A 17,955-nucleotide genomic window follows, 5' to 3' on the forward strand; every position below is an offset into this window, starting at 1 on the left:
CGATTTTATCAGTCGATCGTCGTAGAGCATGTATCTCAGTGTTAAATTTTGTCGTCGATAAATTCCTGCTTAATGGGGATTTATAATGTTTTTGTAATATTTGCTTTACGTTTACGTCACAGTATTGGCCGAACAATAATTGTGAAGCAGTTAACAAAAAACAAGGGTTAGATCACTATTGACACTATCAGCGTCAGCCATGAAGTGAATGATATGACTAAAGGAACCACCTACATCGCCCATAGAGCCGATGACACAGGGTATATAGATTACCCACAAGAAGAGCATGATATTTGGAGTCAGCTTTACGCTCGCCAAGCGGTTAATCTCCCCGGCCGTGCCTGTCAGGAGTATCTTAACGGACTCGATGCGTTAGCGATGCCAAAGGATCGTATTCCGCAACTCGCTGAAATTGACTCTGTATTGCAGGCGACAACAGGTTGGAAAACCGCGGCAGTACCCGCATTGATTTCATTCGGACGTTTTTTTGAACTCTTAGCCAATAAAGAGTTTCCAGTGGCGACCTTTATTCGCAGTAAGGAAGAATTCGATTACCTGCAAGAGCCTGATATTTTTCATGAAATTTTTGGTCATTGCCCCTTGTTGACCAATCCATCATTCGCCCACTTTTCCCATATGTATGGTCTGTTAGGTTTAAATGCTAGCAAAGAGGAGAGGGTGTTTTTAGCGCGTTTGTACTGGTTTACTGTTGAGTTTGGTTTGCTTAAACCTCAAAACGGCGAACTCTGTATCTACGGTGGCGGAATACTGAGTTCACCCGGTGAAACCCTATATGCGATGGAGAGTGAAGTGCCCGAACGTAAGCCCTTCGATCTGCTAGATGTGCTGCGTACACCTTACCGAATCGATATTATGCAACCGATTTACTATGTGATAGAAAGCATTGATATGTTGGATGAAATTGCCAAGATGGACATCATGGGTTATGTCACTAAGGCACGTCAATTAGGTTTATTTCCCCCTAAATATCCTCCAAAAGCCAAGGCGAGTTAGTCTCGATTTGGCGGATGATTTGATTTAGTAATTTGATTCAGTAAGTTGATAAGTAATGAGTAAAGTGCAACTGAGAGTCCCTATTGATGTTGCCAAGAGGAGTAAGTATGACAGCGTTATCTGATATGAAATGTGAAGCTTGCCAAGCCGATGCACCGAAAGTGACCGATGAGGAATTAGCCGAACTTGTGCGTATGATCCCAGACTGGAGCGTGCAAGTCCGCGACGGCATTATGCAACTTGAGCGAGTGTACAAGTTTAAAAACTTTAAACTGGCAATGGCGTTTACCAATAAACTTGCCGATCTCGCCGAAGAAGAATTTCACCATCCTGGTATTTTAACCGAGTGGGGTAAAGTCACTGTGACTTGGTGGTCACACTCTATCAAGGGCTTACATAAGAATGACTTTATCATGGCTGCCAAGACAGACCAGTTATTAGATTAAACTCTTATTCAAACAAATCAGCGGCTTAATTTAATTTCGACGCTGATTTTATCTTCTTTTTACAAATGTGCTGTAAACTTGACTTGCCACTTTCTATTTTACCTTCTAACGTATACACGCCCAGCTATAAATCCTATCGTTTACGTTTGCGTAAAGCTAAACTGCTTGCCAAGCAACTATCGCTTTTACTAACGTGTATGGATAATAGCTCTGCACGGTTTATCCCAAAATTCAAATCAAAAAGGGAATATCAGTCATTATGCGCTTGGAAGTCAGTTGTCAAGATCGCGTGGGTTTAGCGAAAGATATTTTAGTCGTGTTAGAACGTTATGGTATTAATTTAATTGCCATAGATGCCAGTAACCAAGGCTTCTTATACCTACAGTTTGCTGAAATCAGTTTTGAAACCTTGAGTGCGTTGATGCCACAAATCCGTAAAGTGGAAAGTGTCCACGATGTGCGCACTGTTTCGTTTATGCCGTCGGAACAAGAGCATTACGCTTTAAAAACCCTCCTTAAGACCTTACCTGACTCCGTTTTTTCCATCGACGTGAAAGCACGTATTCGTATTGTAAATGAGTCAGCGTTATTGAATATCGGTATGGGTGAGCATGAAGTGCTCGATGAGTCGTTAAACCATTGGGTACAAGGTTTTAACTTCAGCCGTTGGCTGAGTGAAAGCCAAGTATTGGCCCAAGCGGCGCGGGTGCAAATTGGTCCGAATGAGTATCTTGCGGAAATGCTGCCAATTTATCTGCCCGATGACGATGATAAAACCATTCTCGTTGGTGCTGTGGTATCGCTGAAATCCCCCGCACGCGTGGGTAAACAATTTAATGCACTGCAAAATCAAACGACTGGCTTCGAAAATGTGTTAGCCAGCAGTGACAAAATGAAAGAAGTGCTCAAACAAGCACGCCGCATGGCCCAGCTCGACGCGCCTTTATTGATCACGGGCGAAACCGGTACAGGCAAAGAACTGATGGCTAGAGCCAGCCACGATGCCAGTATGCGCCGTGAAAAACCGTTTATTGCCATTAACTGCGCCGCTTTACCCGATAGCGCAGCCGAAGAAGAGCTATTCGGTTATGTTAGTCAGGGCAAAGTGATTAAGCGCGGTTTTTTTGAAGAAGCCAAGGGCGGTACCGTTTTTCTCGATGAAGTGGCGGAAATGTCTAAGGCCGCCCAAGTCAAGCTGTTACGGCTATTGCAAGATGGCACGTTTAGACGTATTGGCGGCGATGAAGAAGTGCGTGCCGATGTGCGGATCATTTGCTCGACCCAGAAAAACCTTGCTGAACTTTGCCAAACGGGAGAATTTAGAGAGGATTTGTACTATCGCATCCATGTGCTTAGCTACCACATTCCATCGTTACGCGAGCGTAAGATCGATATTATTCCGCTAACTGAAATGTTCCTTGAGCATTACAGCCAACAGTTATCTAGCCCTGTTCGCCGTATTTCAGCGCAATGCCGTGAACATTTACTCACGTACGCATGGCCGGGTAACGTACGTCAATTGAAAAATGCTGTGTTTAGAGCGGTTTCAATGTGGGATGGTTCGGCTGAACTGACTGTCGAGCAGCTAAAACTACCATCCTACGCCGAAGGTTTTGGTTACTTTGATAACGAATTTGAAGGCAATCTCGATGATGCGATGAAGCAATTTGAGGCGAGCCTATTACGGCGTTTATACCCAGCTTATCCAAGCACTCGTCAGTTAGCGAAAAAGCTGGGCGTATCCCATACCGCCATTGCCAATAAACTGCGAGAGTACAAGATAGCTAAGCGTCGTTAGGTCGAGTCTCGTTCGCTTTATGCGATAGATGTAACAGTATCGTTCCACTTAGTTGCCGACTTTTCAGGCATATCGCTTACCGAGATATTGATAAGCGGTCACTCGGTTATAAATGTAATGATTAGTTTACAAGCTGTGAAATAATTGACCTAAATGTGATTTTGCTCACGCTATAGGAATCTTGGCTCGCATCGGGTATTTCTACGCCCAGTAAAGATGTAAGGGCCAATTTGAGGATGCATATACCGTTAGCGCTCAACACTATTTATAAACCTAATTTAAGTTGGATAACGCTGTGCATTGACTAGCACAAAAGATGATCCGCCTAGCCGTAAAAGCACAGGAGCAAATATGAAACTTGCAAGTTATAACAATGGTCGCCGCGATGGTCAGTTGATGTTAGTGAGTCGCGATTTAACTAAAACGGTTGCCGTCCCCGCGATTGCCCACACTATGCAGCAACTTCTGGATGGTTGGGCATTGCTAAAGCCACAATTGCAAGAGTTATACGACGCGCTCAATGAAGGCATGTTAGATAACGTCCAAACATTCGATGAAGCTAAGTGCTTGTCGCCATTACCGCGTGCCTACCAATGGGCCGATGGCAGCGCCTATGTGAATCACGTTGAGTTAGTGCGTAAAGCCCGTGGTGCAGAAATGCCAGAAACCTTTTGGACAGATCCGCTGTTTTACCAAGGTGGCTCAGACAGTTTTATTGCCCCTAAAGCTGATATTCCCCTAGCGAATGAAGACTGGGGTATCGATTTTGAATCTGAAATCGCGATCATTACCGATGATGTGCCTATGGGCGTGAGCAGCGACAATGCGGCTAAGCATATTAAATTGTTGATGTTAGTGAACGATGTGTCACTGCGTAACTTAATCCCTGGTGAGCTGGCGAAAGGGTTTGGTTTCTTCCAATCTAAGCCATCGAGCAGTTTTTCTCCTGTGGCGGTGACACCAGATGAGCTGGGCACGCGTTGGGAGGACGCCAAAGTGCATTTACCCTTGATCACTTACTTAAATGGTGAGTTATTTGGTCGCCCCAATGCGGGTGTCGATATGACTTTTAATTTCAGCCAATTAATCGCCCATGTTGCAAAAACTCGTCCATTAGGTGCTGGTGCTATTATTGGTTCAGGCACTATTTCAAACTATGATCGCAGTGCAGGTTCAAGCTGTTTGGCCGAAAAACGCATGCTGGAAGTGATCGCCGATGGCAAAGCGACAACCCCGTTTATGCGTTTTGGTGACACTGTGCGCATTGAAATGCTCGATGATAACGGTGCTTCGATTTTTGGTTCAATCGATCAAAAAGTGATTGAATATAAAGCATAATAATTTCCCTTCACGGGACCTATAGTTGATATCAACGGAGCTTAATGGCTCCGTTTTTATAAGGACTTTTATAAGGATATAGTCAGATGAAACTTTATGGTTATTGGCGTTCCAGTGCCGCCTATCGTGTTCGTATCGCCCTAAACCTTAAGGGCATTAGCGTTGAACAATTGTCGGTACACTTAGTGCGTGATGGTGGTGAGCAACATGCCGCGGCCTATAGCGCCCTCAATCCCCTGGAATTAGTCCCCACTTTAGTGGTGGGTGATGAAGAGGATAGCGATGCACTGTCTCAATCCTTAGCGATTATTGAGTATCTTGATGAGTTATATCCCAAAACAGCGCTATTGCCAGCCTCGGCACTCGAGCGTGCCCATGTGCGCGCTATGGCGCTGACCATTGCCTGCGAAATCCATCCATTAAACAACTTGCGGGTATTGCAGTATTTAACGCAAACCTTAGGAGTAGATGAAGCCGCTAAAAATACTTGGTATCACCATTGGGTAGCGAGTGGCTTTGAGGCCTTAGAAACCCTGTTAGCTAGGCACAGTGGTCGTTACTGTTTTGGTAATGCCGTCACATTAGCCGACTTGTGTTTAGTACCGCAGGTGTATAACGCTCAGCGTTTTAATGTGGATTTAACGCCTTACCCCAATATCATGCGCGTGTGGGCCGAGTGTAATCAACTTGCCGCTTTTGCAGATGCAGCACCCGAGTGTCAAGCGGATGCACTATAAGGATGGACAGAGTCCCTAAACAAGACGATAAAACCGTGCAGTTTGAACTTGAATTACAGACTCGCTTACTTGAATGGATAATCCAAGATAGTGAGCGGGTTAGGGCGCTTCAACTGGTTCAACGCTGCGCAGAGGTGTATTCAATACCACAATGGTGTCTCGCGGCGGGTTTTGTACGCAATCTCGTGTGGGATCGTTTGCATGGACGTGAGTCAAGTACACTCAATGATATTGACTTGATCTATTTTTGTCCCTTAGATACCCGCCCTGAGCGTGACAGGGAGATTGAAGCTTATTTATATAAACAGGCTGCCGATTTACCTTGGTCGGTAAAAAATCAGGCTCGTATGCAGCTTAAAAATCAAGATCCTTTCTATGTCTCCTGCTCTGATGCTATGACCTATTGGCCAGAGTTAGAAACTGCAGTCGGGGTGTGCTATCAAAAACATGCTGTTAATGCATGGAATGATAAAACACTAAATAGCGCTTTAGTATTGATTGCGCCTTTTGGGTTGCATTCTTTATTTGAACTTAAACTGACAGCTAATCCCCGTAGGGCACTACCGATATTCAATCAAAGAGTCGCTGATAAAGCTTGGCTTATCCACTATCCTTTACTTAAATTGATTCGTTAAACATCCTCTATTTTCTCGCTTTCATACCCCATCAAACTTTAACTTTTTAGCTTTCCGGTAAGCAATGTTGTTCATTTGGCCTAAAAATTAATGTAACAGGAATGTTGACGTTTGTTTTATCAATTAACCCTTAATGGGTGAATAAGTGATTGCTAATAAGTGTCGTAGCTCACAAAAAATAAAGAGGCATTGTCGATAAATGTTTATATTTCGTGATGCAGATCCCAAGGGTTGTACCTATAAGTAGGTATTGGTTACTTGAGTTGATTTGGATCAATAAAATGGGCGCGTTTCTCTGGCAGTGTAAGCCTTAATTGTTAAGGATGTAATACAAAACAAAAACCTATGTTGTACATATGGAGAATGATGATGAATAAAAATACTGTTTCTGCCGTTATTGCTGCCACCCTTTTAGCTGCTGGTTTTTCTGCTTCAGTATCTGCTCACCAAGCGGGTGATATTATTATTCGTGCGGGTGTCGTAGTTGTTGCACCAAACGAGTCAAGTGACAATGTTTTAAATTTGGGTGAGTTCTCAGTCGATAACGACACTCAATTAGGCTTAAACTTTGGTTATATGCTGACTGATAACTTTGGTATTGAACTATTAGCAGCAACTCCCTTTAGCCATAAAGTTTCACTACCAGCCACTGGTGAAATTGCCGAAACCAAACAATTACCACCAACCTTAGTGGCTCAATACTACTTTGGTAATTCTGAATCGGTTGTTCGCCCATATATTGGTGTCGGTATTAATTACACTAACTTCTATGACAGTGACTTTAATTCCCATGGTGAATCATTAGGTTTAAGTGATTTAAGTATGAGTAATTCATGGGGATTAGCTGCGCAGGTAGGTTTGGACTATCAAGTCAGCAAAAACTGGCTAGTTAACGCATCTATATGGTATGCAAAAATTAGCACAGACGTTAAATTCACCGCAGGAACTGAACGATACGAATTCGACACTGATATTGATCCATGGGTTTATATGGTCAGCGTAGGTTACACTTTCTAATAAATTAGCAATAAGTAAAAAGGAGCCAAAGGCTCCTTTTTCGTTTTATCGTGATTAACGTTTTACATTGTAAAAAAGCCGAAGTTAATTCTTCGGCTTTTTGGCCTTCCAGTGGCGAGTGTTATAGATAAACTCGGGCAATAGCTTGGTTAACCAAGCCACAAGACGCCAACGTTTCGTTACATAGACGCGTCGTTTCCCTTGTTGCATCGCCTTGATGATTTGCGCAGCGACCTGTGGCAAAGGCGCAAGCCACATGGCACTTTGCTGCATTGCCGCCTTGTCGAGTAAACCGAGTTGGATATCGGTTATGGTAATAGGTAACTTTAGGCGCTGGGCGTGCATACTTAAACCTTCAAGGTAGTTTTGCCCAAATGCTTTTGAGGCATGATAGGCCACACTCGGTCCGCCGCGCAGGCCCGCAATAGAGTTAATTGCCGCAAGTTGTCCATAACCTTGCTCACGAAATAGTCTAAAGGCTGTATTGCAGATCGCGGCAAAACCGCGCACATTCACGTCGATAATATCTTGTTCAGGTAGCCAAGGCAGCTCGGGATCGTAGCTGTTGAGGCCTGTATTCACTAAGACTAAGTGCGCGCCTCCTAGGCTTTGCCAAACACTTTCAAGTTGACTAATAATGGCTTGTGGCTGTTCTATCTGCAGCGCAAATACTTGTACTTTTGTGGGCAGGGATGAGGCAAACTCACGCAGTGATTCAGGATCTTGAGCAAATAAGGCTAATTCAACCTGTTGTTCTGCCAATTGCTTTGCAAGTTCACGGCTCAAAAGTGAGCTCGCGCCAACAATGATTGCAGTTGCTTGGGTCATAGAGTTATCGACAACGAAATGGTGGCTTATGATAGGAAGATATGTTCATCAAGACAAGATTTATAGCATGGACATGTGGACATCTAGAAGTCTTTATGTATGATTAGGAGAAACGTAATGAGTCAATGGCTAAAGTTAAGTGCACTGAGATTGATGGCGCAGAGATTAACTGCAATAACATTAATCGCGGTAACGGGTTTATTGGCGGGTTGTGCAGCACCCAATGCGATTGTCGAAATCAAGGGTGAGGCTATTTACCGTGAGCGTATTGCACTGCCCCCAGAAGCAAAATTAATCGTCCAATTACTCGATGTATCCAAAATGGATGTTCCAGCCATAGTGATTGCTGAACGGGTTAAACAAGGTGCAGGTACTCCGACACCTTTTCGTTTTGTTATTGGACGAGATCAGTTTGAGCAAGGACATACCTATGCGATAGGTGCACGGATAATGCTCGAAGATAAGTTACTGTTTATTAATACTCAAGCCTATCATGTCGATCTCAATTCAACTGAGCCAATGACTATAATGCTTGAGAAAATCGGCGAGTGATTTGCTGCAAATATAGATAGCAGACGCGCCGAATCCGTTGGTATTTACGAACAGAAGAGGCGCGGTATGCCGGTAAAAATTCCAGATCATTTACCCGCGGCAGGGGTTTTAGAATCAGAAAATATTTTCGTTATGTCCGAAACTCGGGCGGCGAATCAGGATATCAGACCGATGAAGGTGCTGATTTTAAACCTGATGCCGAACAAAATCGAGACAGAAACCCAGCTATTACGTTTACTCGGCAACACGCCCTTGCAGGTCGATGTGGATTTGCTGCGCATTCACGATAAAGAATCTAAACACACTTCAATAGATCACATGAATACCTTCTACCGAGACTTTGAGGATGTGCGCCACAAAAATTACGATGGCCTTATCATTACTGGTGCCCCGCTGGGGCAAATTGATTTTGAAGAGGTGGTCTATTGGGATCATATCCGTGAAATTATCGACTGGTCCCAAGAGCATGTCACCTCAGTGCTGTTTTTATGTTGGGCGGCCCATGCGGGTTTATATCATCTCTATGGTTTAAATCGAAAAATATTACAACAGAAGCGTTCTGGCGTATTTGTGCATCGCCGCACTTGCCAGCATTTTCCGTTGTTACGCGGTTTTGATGATGAGTTTTTTGCACCCCATTCCCGCTTTGCCGAGATGGATGTACAAGAAATTAGACAGCATCCACAACTGCAAGTGTTAGCCGAATCCGCTGAAGCCGGTGCCTATTTGGTCTTAAGTCGCAATAACCGCAACTTGTTTGTGATGGGGCATCCTGAATATCAAAAATCGACCTTAAATGATGAATATCATAGAGATTTAGCACAAGGCTTAAATCCGGATGTGCCACAAAACTATTATCGAAATAATGACCCTGAAGCCGAAGCCATTGCCCGCTGGCACAGCCACGGTAGTTTACTGGTGAGCAATTGGCTCAATTATTACGTTTACCAGTTAACACCTTATGATTTGAGTGATATGACGGCCATGACACCCTGGGAATCGCGTTAAATCACGGGATTAAGTTCTGTCAGGATATCGCGCTTGGTGCTGCTGCAGTGGTCTTATTGATTGAATGCACCAAGCGCTCAGTGGAATAGTGGTTATTTGTAAATCCTATAATTTAAATTGCGTCACCAATTTATCTAGGTGAACCGATAGCTTTTGTAAGTTCGCGCTGGATGCTGTCAACTCGTCGGCAATCTCCGAGGTTTCTGTGGTTAATTGATTGATATCTTCGACATTACGGCTTATTTCGGTCACAACCATAGATTGTTCCTCTGTTGCGGTGGCGACTTGAATGTTCATATCGCTGATTTGGCTAATATGTGAAGTTATCAGTGCTAACGAATCATTAGCATCATCCGCTTGTTTTACCACCATGTCGCTTTGTTCATGACCACGTTTGATCGCTGTAACTGTTTTGGATGATTGCTCTTGCAGCTTATCGATCATGATTTGAATTTCATTCGTTGATGATGCTGAACGGCTGGCAAGGTTTCGCACTTCATCCGCCACGACGGCAAAACCTCGTCCTGTCTCGCCAGCACGGGCTGCTTCAATGGCAGCGTTGAGTGCTAACAAGTTGGTTTGTTCGGAAATACTTCGAATAGTATCTAAAATACTGCCGATCGAATTTGTTTGCGTTGCCAGTGAGGCAATATCAGTGCTGATATGTTGAATTTCGATTGACAAGGTGCTGACACTCTGGCGAGCTTTGGCAACGACACTGGCTCCATTATGCGCTTGATTATCGGCTTCTTTAGCGGCATTAGCAGCTTGGGTTGCGTTATCAGCAATGTTTTCCACTGTGGTGCCCATCTCATGGATTGCAGTCGCGATTTGTGTGGTGCGATCTCGCTCGTTAATACAGTTTTTGAGGGTTGCCTGAGCTTTGCCCGCCACATCATTTGCCGTATGGGCGAGTTGGCGAGAGTTGTCTGCCACAGCTTCAATAACGCTGCGTATCTTCACCACAAACTGGTTAAAGTGCAGTGCAATATCGCTGAGTTCGTCTTGCCCTTTTAGGCCAAGCATATTATGTAAATCAAGTTGATCACTGGCTGAAGAAATATGTTGTTGTAAAAGAGCCACGCGAAGTCGTAGGCGACGTAACATAATGAAGCCTAGAAGAAGGGAAATGCTCAAACCTATTGCCAATACAGCGAACATTTCTATACGTGTAACTTGATAGTTTTGCTGGCTTTCTACGAAGCTGGCGTTACCTTGTTGAAGCAATGTGTCAAGAATTGAATCGGTACTTTTTCTCATTATGCTGTAACTAGCCGCAAATTGGTTGCGATAGATTTCCTGCGATTTTTCCACATCACCATTTTCCATGGCCGAAAGCATAGGAGCTAGCTCATCGTTTTTGACTTTCTCAAAGAGATCGATCAATTTTTGTACTTCGTCACGAGTATTCGGATTTACTTGAGCATCACGCGCAGATTTTAATGCCGCATCCATTTCCGGAATGTCCTCAGTGCGGGTTTCATTTACCCGGGTTAATACCCCCTTTTTATCCTTCATTGTCGGTATTTCTTGCAAGATAATAATATCAATGCCCACTCGCATTCGAGGAATTCGAGAAGCGACTTCAGCCATCGACCTTAGTGGTGTAATGGTATTTTCGGCGAGTTTTTTAGTCTGGGTTTGCATACCAAATAAGCCTTGAATGGCTGTTAAGCAGATTAAGATAAGAGCAATACAGGGTATAGCAATGACCCCGATAAACTGGGTCTTAAGCGTCATCTTATTTAGCATGTCTTCCTTCCTACTTTTATTTAAAGGCTATTTGATTTGGTATATACAGTTAAATAATAGGGCACTATAAAATTGAATTAATTATTTGAATTCATGTTCGGTAGTCTCAAACTTCAATACTTTGTTAATTGAGTTCCAGTGGGGGTGTTCTGGATTTATTTGAACAGAACAGTAAAAGTTTTGAGCTGCAAAATTGAGCATAGTGGTTTTATAGGCCGCAACCAAATCTTGCTGGTTAAGTATAAGCCTTCTGTTCACTTAGGTTGGTTTTGGCGCAAAAAAACTTGGTATTTTCGCGGATGACCTCCAAACCTTATTTTTAGCTGCTTATTGATCTAACAAAAGTGGACGATACCAGTGCGAACAGCTGACTAAATGAGTGTTCCTAATTACCCTGCAGCAACCATGGTAGCCGAACTCAATAAGCTGCTCCTTCGTGCTACGGATGGATTTATGCGTGTCTGCGTTTGAGGTTGGTTTAGGTGCCTACTATTCTGAACCGCTATTTAGCATATATAGCATTTCTCCTTGCTAATCGACTTGCCGGATTAGCTCCACTCGCTGCGCTAGATGCAGCTAATACGAAATGTAGCTGTAAATCCTTACTGACAATTTTCACCCGATAAAATCGACACATTAGACCAAGGAATACTTGCTTTACGTTCGCGTAAACGTCAGAGTGGTTTTATTGTCGATTTTATTAAACGTCCCGAGGCTAGTACTAGGTCTCGTGGTCAATTTAGGTTGGAGCCTGCATGAGTACTGAACCGTTAAATCAAGATATCGTTATCGTTGCCGCTAAACGCACCCCAATGGGCGGGTTTCAAGGCAGTTTGTCATCCGTTGCATCACCGACTTTAGCCGCGACAGCGATTAAAGGTTTGTTAGCCGATACCCAATTGGCGGGTGAACAAGTCGATGAAGTCTTGATGGGCTGCGTATTACCCGCAGGTTTAGGTCAAGCGCCTGCACGTCAGGCCACTTTAGGCGCTGGATTGCCCTTATCCGTTGGTGCGACCACAGTCAATAAAGTCTGTGGCTCAGGCATGAAGACGGTAATGTTAGCCCATGATTTGATTAAAGCGGGCAGTGCAAAAGTGGTGATTGCGGGTGGCATGGAAAGCATGAGCCAAGCGCCGTATCTATTGGATAAAGCCCGCGGCGGCATGCGTATGGGCCACGGCAAAGTGCTCGACCATATGTTTTTAGACGGTCTTGAAGATGCTTATACTGGCGGGGCTATGGGAACTTTCGCCCAGAAAACCGCCGATGAATTTGGTATCACCCGCGAGCAGATGGACGCCTTTGCGCTAAGTTCGCTCGAAAAAGCCAATGCCGCGATTAACTCGGGGGCCTTTAAGGCCGAAATTACGCCTGTCATTGTGAGTGATCGTCGCGGTGATGTGACTATCGATACCGACGAGCAACCCGGTAATGCCCGCCCTGAAAAAATTCCTACGCTGCGCCCAGCTTTTACCAAAGATGGCACTATCACAGCGGCCAACTCTAGCTCTATTTCCGATGGCGCAGCGGCATTGATGCTGACCTCGCGCGGCGAGGCTGAGCGTTTAGGCTTAACAGTATTAGCCACCATTAAAGGCCACACGACCCACGCCCAAGAGCCTTCACTCTTTACCACTGCACCGGTTGGCGCTATGGCGAAATTACTCGCTAATATAGGTTGGTCAACGGATGAAGTCGATTTATTCGAAATCAACGAAGCCTTCGCCATGGTGACTATGCTTGCCGTGTCTGAGCTCGGTTTAGATGTGGCTAAGGTTAACGTCAATGGTGGCGCCTGTGCCTTAGGTCATCCGATTGGCTGCTCGGGTTCACGTTTGCTGGTGACCTTAATTCATGCTTTAAAAGCCCGCGGCCTTAAACGCGGTGTTGCCTCGCTGTGTATCGGCGGCGGTGAAGCGACGGCGATGGCCATCGAGGTCTAATCGCTAACGTTTTAGTTAAATCAACAAGACGGGGCTGGCAAGGGCAATCACTTCCCTTGAGGATAATCATAATATCGCACCGCCAGCCCATCACTCTACAAGGAAAGGATTGCAACATGACCACACAAGTAAAGCATTATATTGACGGCGAGTTTATCCAAGGTACTGGCACATCACAGATTATTGTTACCAATCCCGCGAATAACTCGCCGATTGCCGTGATTAATGCTGCCACCAGCGACGAAGTTCACGCCGCGATTGTCAGCGCCAAAGCGGCCTTTAAAACCTGGAAAGAAGTGCCAGTGTCTGAACGCGCGCGCGTCATGTTGCGTTATCAACATCTGCTAAAAGAACATCACGATGAACTGGCGACCATTCTTGCAAAGGAAACCGGTAAAACCTTTGAAGATGCCAAGGGCGATGTATGGCGCGGTATCGAAGTCGCTGAACATGCTTGTAACGTGGCGTCATTATTGATGGGTGAAACTGTTGAGAACGTCGCGCGTTCAATTGACACTTACAGCTACACTCAACCGCTCGGTGTGTGTGCCGGTATTACGCCATTTAACTTCCCTGCGATGATCCCGTTATGGATGTTCCCACTGGCGATTGCCTGCGGTAACACTTTCATTTTAAAGCCTTCAGAGCAAGATCCTATGACGCCGCAGCGCCTGGTAGAGCTGTTTGTTGAGGCGGGCGCACCTAAGGGCGTATTGCAATTAGTGCATGGCGATAAAACCGCCGTAGATATCCTGCTGGCAGACCCTGCGATTAAAGCCATTTCTTTCGTCGGTTCTGTGGCTGTGGGTCAATATATTTATAAAACGGGTACCGATAACTTAAAACGCGTGCAAGCCTTTGCGGGCGCGAAAAACCACTGCGTTATCATGCCAGATGCAAACAAACAGCAAGTGATCAACAACTTAGTTGGCGCTTCTGTGGGCGCGGCGGGTCAGCGTTGTATGGCGATTTCGGTTGCCGTGTTTGTTGGCGCCGCTAAGGAGTGGATCCCAGAATTAAAAGAAGCCTTAGCCAAAGTCCGCCCAGGTTTATGGGACGATAAAGCAGCGGGTTATGGTCCGGTGATCAGCCCAGCAGCTAAGGCGCGGGTGCTTAAACTTATCGCCCAAGGTAAAGCCGAAGGCGCCGAGTGTTTACTCGATGGCAGCGATTTTACCGTAGAAGGTTATGAATCCGGTAATTGGATTGGCCCAACCATGTTCGATAAAGTCACCACTGAGATGAGCATCTACAAGGAAGAAATCTTTGGCCCAGTGCTGTGTTGCATGGAATCAGACTCCTTAGAAGCCGCCATCGAATTAGTCAATGCCAGCCCTTATGGTAACGGCACGTCTATCTTTACCGCTAGCGGTGCAGCTGCCCGTAAATATCAACATGAAATCGAAGTCGGCCAAGTGGGAATTAACGTGCCTATTCCTGTGCCATTGCCTTTCTTCTCATTTACCGGTTGGAAGGGCAGTTTCTACGGCGATCAACATGCCTACGGTAAGCAAGCGGTGCGTTTCTATACCGAGACCAAGACCATCACTTCCCGCTGGTTCGAGTCCGATATCGCCGTAGCTTCAACGCCAAATATGAGCATTAACCTACGCTAAGCTCGGTGATTAATCGATAAACCACGGCGTCTTTACGGCGCCCAATTTATTCAATAAAAAAGTGACCACAGAGTCATAGGAGAGCCCAATGGATTTTAATTTCAACGATGACCAACGCCAGTTTGCCGATCTTGCGCGCCAGTTCGCCGCGGAAGAATTAACCCCGTTTGCCGCCAAGTGGGATGAAGAACATCATTTCCCCAAAGACGTGATCCAAAAAGCCGGTGAGCTGGGTTTTTGCTCTCTGTATTCGCAAGAATCCGAAGGTGGCATGGGCTTATCGCGCCTCGATGCCTCGATTATTTTTGAAGAACTCGCCAAGGGCTGCACCGCGACCACGGCCATGCTGACCATTCACAATATGGCCACTTGGATGGTGACGACTTGGGGCACTGAAACCCTGCGTCAGACTTGGTCTGAGCCGTTAACCACAGGGCAGATGTTAGCGTCCTATTGCTTGACTGAGCCGGGCGCGGGTTCGGACGCTGCATCTTTGCAAACCAAAGCGGTGCGCGACGGCGATGAATATGTTATTTCAGGCTCGAAAATGTTTATCTCGGGCGCTGGCGCAACTGAGCTTTTAGTCGTGATGTGCCGTACTGGGCAGGCGGGGCCGAAGGGGATTTCGGCCATTGCAATTCCGGCGGATGCCGCTGGCGTTATTTATGGTAAAGCTGAAGATAAAATGGGCTGGAATGCCCAGCCGACTCGCCAAATCACCTTTGAAAACGTGCGTGTGCCAGTGGCGAACTTGCTCGGTGAAGAAGGCCAAGGTTTTGCGTTCGCGATGAAAGGCTTAGACGGCGGTCGAATCAATATCGCCACCTGCTCAGTGGGGACGGCGCAGTCGGCTTTAGAGCGCGCAACTCAATATATGAATGAGCGCCAGCAATTTGGTAAACCTTTAGCGGCTTTCCAAGCGCTGCAATTTAAGCTCGCCGATATGGCGACAGAATTAGTCGCAGCTCGCCAAATGGTGCGCCTTGCGGCCTTTAAACTCGATAGTGGCGATCCTGAAGCCACGGCCTATTGCGCTATGGCGAAACGCTTTGCCACCGATGTGGGTTTTCAAGTCTGCGATGCGGCGCTGCAAATTCATGGTGGATATGGTTATATAAGGGAGTACCCGCTGGAACGTCATTTCCGTGATGTGCGTGTACACCAGATTTTAGAAGGCACTAACGAAATTATGCGCTTAATTATCGCCCGTCGTTTACTCGATGAAAATGCAGGACAAATCCTGTAAGTCTACTCGCAATATGCGTGACTTACAGGTCGGCGATAACTGAAAAGGAGTCTATAAAGATGGAATATTTAGTTGAACGTATCGAAGGCCACACGGCGATTCTGACGATGAATAATCCGCCAGCCAACACTTGGACCGCCGAGAGTTTGCAGGCGCTTAAAGCCAAAGTGCTTGAGCTGAATGCCAATAAAGATATTTACGCCTTAGTGTTAACGGGTCAAGGGCAAAAGTTTTTCTCCGCTGGCGCCGATTTAAAACTGTTTGCCGACGGAGATAAAGGCAACGCGGCAACGATGGCAAAGCATTTTGGTGAAGCCTTTGAAACCTTAAGTCAATTTCGCGGTGTGTCGATTGCCGCGATTAACGGTTATGCCATGGGCGGCGGCTTAGAAGTCGCGCTCGCCTGTGATATTCGTATCGCCGAAATTCAAGCTGTGATGGCATTGCCCGAAGCGACTGTCGGTTTATTACCCTGCGCGGGCGGCACTCAGAATCTTACCGCATTAATCGGTGAAGGTTGGGCTAAGCGGATGATTTTATGCGGTGAGCGCATTGATGCGACTCAAGCATTGAATCTACGTTTAGTGGAAGAAGTGGTCGACACTGGCGAGGCTCTTAATGCGGCAATCGCGTTAGCCGTCAAAGTGGCGAACCAAAGTCCAAGCAGCGTCACAGCATGCAAGACACTCATTCAAGCGGGGCGCACTATGGCGCGTAGCCAAGCGCTGCCGATTGAGCGTGAACTCTTTGTCGGATTATTTGATACCGAAGATCAAGCCGAAGGTGTGAATGCGTTTTTAGGGAAACGTAAAGCCGAGTGGAGAAATCGCTAATGAATAATGTAGTAGATCAGGCCACAACCACGCAAAACGTGGTGTTTCAGACCTTAGCCACCGCTTCTGGCAAATTGGTTGGGGTGGTAACACTTAATGTGGAAAAAGCCCTCAACGCCCTAGATTTAGGCATGGTCCGCGCAATGACGGCGCAGCTGAATCTGTGGAAGAAAGATCCCCTTATCGCTTGCATCGTATTAGATGGCAGCGGTGAGAAGGCATTTTGTGCCGGTGGTGATGTGCGCGCTTTATACCATGCTTCCATTGCCGCTAAGGGACAAGTGACTGAGGAGGCGAAGGTTTTCTTCGAAGAGGAATATCGCCTCGATTATCTACTGCATACCTTTGGCAAACCTGTGTTGGTGTGGGGTGATGGCATTGTCATGGGCGGTGGGCTCGGTTTGATGGCGGGTGCGAGCCACAGAGTCGTTACCGAAACCTCGCGCATTGCTATGCCTGAGGTGACTATCGGCCTGTATCCCGATGTGGGCGGCAGTTATTTCCTTAATCGTATGCAGGGCAAGATGGGGTTGTTTTTAGGGTTGACCGCCTATCAACTCAATGCAGCCGATGCCTGTTATGTGGGATTGGCCGATCATTATCTGAACCGCGATGACAAAGAACTGATGTTCGATGCCATGGCAACCTTAGATTGGAGCGATACGCCAGCGCTTAATCACCAACGTCTAGACAGCATGATCAACGAGCTGTCTAACCAAGTGGATATTCCTAAGGGCGAAAGTGTATTAGCCGAAAGCCAAGATATTATTGATCGGCTGATGGCAGGGAGTCTGCAGGATATCGCTACACGTATGTCAACTCTGGTGTCGGACGATGCTTGGTTAATCAAGGCGCGGGATACCTTCCTTGCGGGCAGTCCTATCAGTTGGCATTTAGTCTACATCCAAGGGCAGTTAGGGACTAAGCTCAGCTTAGCCCAATGTTTTAAATGGGAATTAACCGCGAGTGTTAACGTGTGCGCCCACGGTGATTTCTGCGAAGGCGTTCGCGCACTCTTGATTGATAAAGACAAGCAACCCCAGTGGCGTTTTAAGGATGTTAACTCTGTGCCCACAGCGGTACTTGAGCAAATATTGACTTCCCCTTGGGGCGAGGCACATCCCTTTAGCCAATTGAGCTAAGCGTCTGATGGCCGTGTTGATTAAGCACTGAGTTGGCTAAGCGCTGA

Annotated in this window: 16 protein-coding genes; 14 read left to right on the top strand and 2 right to left on the bottom strand. The window is 46.1% G+C overall.

Annotated features, from left to right (window positions below; translation table 11 throughout):
- The first annotated feature begins 213 nt into the window (after positions 1 to 213).
- The 7 genes from phhA (at position 214) to ompW (ending at position 6,985) form a co-directional block, all read left to right on the top strand.
- Positions 214 to 1,014 (top strand): phenylalanine 4-monooxygenase, encoded by an 801-nt coding sequence (gene phhA / locus L2744_RS02685; protein ID WP_248990599.1) that lies wholly within the window; start codon positions 214 to 216, stop codon positions 1,012 to 1,014.
- Between the two features lie 107 nt (positions 1,015 to 1,121).
- Complete coding sequence (locus tag L2744_RS02690; protein ID WP_248990600.1) at positions 1,122 to 1,460, top strand: 4a-hydroxytetrahydrobiopterin dehydratase; 339 nt, start codon at positions 1,122 to 1,124, stop codon at positions 1,458 to 1,460.
- Between the two features lie 259 nt (positions 1,461 to 1,719).
- Positions 1,720 to 3,258 carry a transcriptional regulator TyrR gene (gene tyrR, locus L2744_RS02695; RefSeq protein ID WP_248990601.1) on the top strand — a complete coding sequence of 513 codons (1,539 nt, stop codon included), beginning with the start codon at positions 1,720 to 1,722 and terminating at the stop codon, positions 3,256 to 3,258.
- 351 nt (positions 3,259 to 3,609) lie between these two features.
- Positions 3,610 to 4,596, top strand: a complete 987-nt coding sequence (locus L2744_RS02700; protein WP_248990602.1) for a fumarylacetoacetate hydrolase family protein — start codon at positions 3,610 to 3,612, stop codon at positions 4,594 to 4,596.
- An 86-nt stretch (positions 4,597 to 4,682) separates the two neighbouring features.
- Complete coding sequence (maiA, locus tag L2744_RS02705; protein WP_248990603.1) at positions 4,683 to 5,333, top strand: maleylacetoacetate isomerase; 651 nt, start codon at positions 4,683 to 4,685, stop codon at positions 5,331 to 5,333.
- 2 nt (positions 5,334 to 5,335) lie between these two features.
- Positions 5,336 to 5,968 (top strand): nucleotidyltransferase family protein, encoded by a 633-nt coding sequence (locus L2744_RS02710; RefSeq protein WP_248990604.1) that lies wholly within the window; start codon positions 5,336 to 5,338, stop codon positions 5,966 to 5,968.
- A gap of 369 nt (positions 5,969 to 6,337) precedes the next feature.
- A complete protein-coding gene (ompW, locus tag L2744_RS02715) occupies positions 6,338 to 6,985 on the top strand; it encodes an outer membrane protein OmpW (RefSeq protein WP_248990605.1) in 648 nt (215 codons plus the stop codon).
- An 84-nt stretch (positions 6,986 to 7,069) separates the two neighbouring features.
- Here the strand turns inward: ompW and L2744_RS02720 are convergent, their stop codons facing one another.
- Positions 7,070 to 7,813: an SDR family NAD(P)-dependent oxidoreductase gene (locus L2744_RS02720; RefSeq protein ID WP_248990606.1), complete on the bottom strand. Its 744-nt coding sequence runs from the start codon at positions 7,811 to 7,813 to the stop codon at positions 7,070 to 7,072.
- Positions 7,814 to 7,930: 117 nt separating this feature from the next.
- Between L2744_RS02720 and L2744_RS02725 the strand changes: the two genes are divergently transcribed.
- A complete protein-coding gene (locus tag L2744_RS02725) occupies positions 7,931 to 8,365 on the top strand; it encodes a YbaY family lipoprotein (RefSeq protein WP_248990607.1) in 435 nt (144 codons plus the stop codon).
- A 66-nt stretch (positions 8,366 to 8,431) separates the two neighbouring features.
- The gene (gene metA, locus L2744_RS02730) at positions 8,432 to 9,373 is read left to right on the top strand and encodes a homoserine O-acetyltransferase MetA (protein ID WP_248990608.1); all 942 of its coding nucleotides are present in this window, start codon (positions 8,432 to 8,434) and stop codon (positions 9,371 to 9,373) included.
- Positions 9,374 to 9,478: 105 nt separating this feature from the next.
- Here the strand turns inward: metA and L2744_RS02735 are convergent, their stop codons facing one another.
- Positions 9,479 to 11,125, bottom strand: coding sequence for a methyl-accepting chemotaxis protein (locus L2744_RS02735; protein WP_248990609.1), 1,647 nt, complete (start codon positions 11,123 to 11,125; stop codon positions 9,479 to 9,481).
- 755 nt (positions 11,126 to 11,880) lie between these two features.
- On the opposite strand from L2744_RS02735, the gene L2744_RS02740 reads away from it, so the two are divergent.
- The 5 genes from L2744_RS02740 to L2744_RS02760 all read left to right on the top strand — a co-directional run bounded on the left by L2744_RS02740 (position 11,881) and on the right by L2744_RS02760 (position 17,908).
- Positions 11,881 to 13,071 carry a thiolase family protein gene (locus L2744_RS02740; RefSeq protein ID WP_248990610.1) on the top strand — a complete coding sequence of 397 codons (1,191 nt, stop codon included), beginning with the start codon at positions 11,881 to 11,883 and terminating at the stop codon, positions 13,069 to 13,071.
- Between the two features lie 116 nt (positions 13,072 to 13,187).
- Positions 13,188 to 14,687, top strand: coding sequence for a CoA-acylating methylmalonate-semialdehyde dehydrogenase (locus L2744_RS02745; RefSeq protein WP_248990611.1), 1,500 nt, complete (start codon positions 13,188 to 13,190; stop codon positions 14,685 to 14,687).
- An 88-nt stretch (positions 14,688 to 14,775) separates the two neighbouring features.
- Entirely contained in the window at positions 14,776 to 15,933 is a 1,158-nt protein-coding gene (locus tag L2744_RS02750; RefSeq protein WP_248990612.1) for an acyl-CoA dehydrogenase family protein, read from the top strand.
- A gap of 59 nt (positions 15,934 to 15,992) precedes the next feature.
- The gene (locus tag L2744_RS02755; protein WP_248990613.1) at positions 15,993 to 16,766 is read left to right on the top strand and encodes an enoyl-CoA hydratase; all 774 of its coding nucleotides are present in this window, start codon (positions 15,993 to 15,995) and stop codon (positions 16,764 to 16,766) included.
- On the top strand, positions 16,766 to 17,908 hold the full coding sequence (locus L2744_RS02760) for an enoyl-CoA hydratase/isomerase family protein (RefSeq protein WP_248990614.1): 1,143 nt from the start codon (positions 16,766 to 16,768) through the stop codon (positions 17,906 to 17,908). Before L2744_RS02755 ends, L2744_RS02760 begins: the two co-directional genes overlap by 1 nt.
- The last annotated feature ends 47 nt before the right edge of the window (positions 17,909 to 17,955 follow it).

The organism is Shewanella profunda (assembly GCF_023283765.1).
Lineage (GTDB): Bacteria > Pseudomonadota > Gammaproteobacteria > Enterobacterales > Shewanellaceae > Shewanella > Shewanella profunda.

What these genes read in the sequence shown, in the direction of transcription:
- L2744_RS02710 (WP_248990604.1), top strand. Translation starts at nt 5,336, where the DNA reads ATGGACAGAGTCCCTAAACAAGACGATAAAACCGTGCAGTTTGAACTT.
- metA (WP_248990608.1), top strand. Translation starts at nt 8,432, where the DNA reads ATGCCGGTAAAAATTCCAGATCATTTACCCGCGGCAGGGGTTTTAGAA.
- maiA (WP_248990603.1), top strand. Translation starts at nt 4,683, where the DNA reads ATGAAACTTTATGGTTATTGGCGTTCCAGTGCCGCCTATCGTGTTCGT.
- L2744_RS02700 (WP_248990602.1), top strand. Translation starts at nt 3,610, where the DNA reads ATGAAACTTGCAAGTTATAACAATGGTCGCCGCGATGGTCAGTTGATG.
- ompW (WP_248990605.1), top strand. Translation starts at nt 6,338, where the DNA reads ATGAATAAAAATACTGTTTCTGCCGTTATTGCTGCCACCCTTTTAGCT.
- L2744_RS02720 (WP_248990606.1), bottom strand. Translation starts at nt 7,813, where the DNA reads ATGACCCAAGCAACTGCAATCATTGTTGGCGCGAGCTCACTTTTGAGC.
- phhA (WP_248990599.1), top strand. Translation starts at nt 214, where the DNA reads ATGACTAAAGGAACCACCTACATCGCCCATAGAGCCGATGACACAGGG.
- L2744_RS02740 (WP_248990610.1), top strand. Translation starts at nt 11,881, where the DNA reads ATGAGTACTGAACCGTTAAATCAAGATATCGTTATCGTTGCCGCTAAA.
- tyrR (WP_248990601.1), top strand. Translation starts at nt 1,720, where the DNA reads ATGCGCTTGGAAGTCAGTTGTCAAGATCGCGTGGGTTTAGCGAAAGAT.
- L2744_RS02725 (WP_248990607.1), top strand. Translation starts at nt 7,931, where the DNA reads ATGAGTCAATGGCTAAAGTTAAGTGCACTGAGATTGATGGCGCAGAGA.
- L2744_RS02750 (WP_248990612.1), top strand. Translation starts at nt 14,776, where the DNA reads ATGGATTTTAATTTCAACGATGACCAACGCCAGTTTGCCGATCTTGCG.
- L2744_RS02745 (WP_248990611.1), top strand. Translation starts at nt 13,188, where the DNA reads ATGACCACACAAGTAAAGCATTATATTGACGGCGAGTTTATCCAAGGT.
- L2744_RS02690 (WP_248990600.1), top strand. Translation starts at nt 1,122, where the DNA reads ATGACAGCGTTATCTGATATGAAATGTGAAGCTTGCCAAGCCGATGCA.
- L2744_RS02735 (WP_248990609.1), bottom strand. Translation starts at nt 11,125, where the DNA reads ATGCTAAATAAGATGACGCTTAAGACCCAGTTTATCGGGGTCATTGCT.
- L2744_RS02760 (WP_248990614.1), top strand. Translation starts at nt 16,766, where the DNA reads ATGAATAATGTAGTAGATCAGGCCACAACCACGCAAAACGTGGTGTTT.
- L2744_RS02755 (WP_248990613.1), top strand. Translation starts at nt 15,993, where the DNA reads ATGGAATATTTAGTTGAACGTATCGAAGGCCACACGGCGATTCTGACG.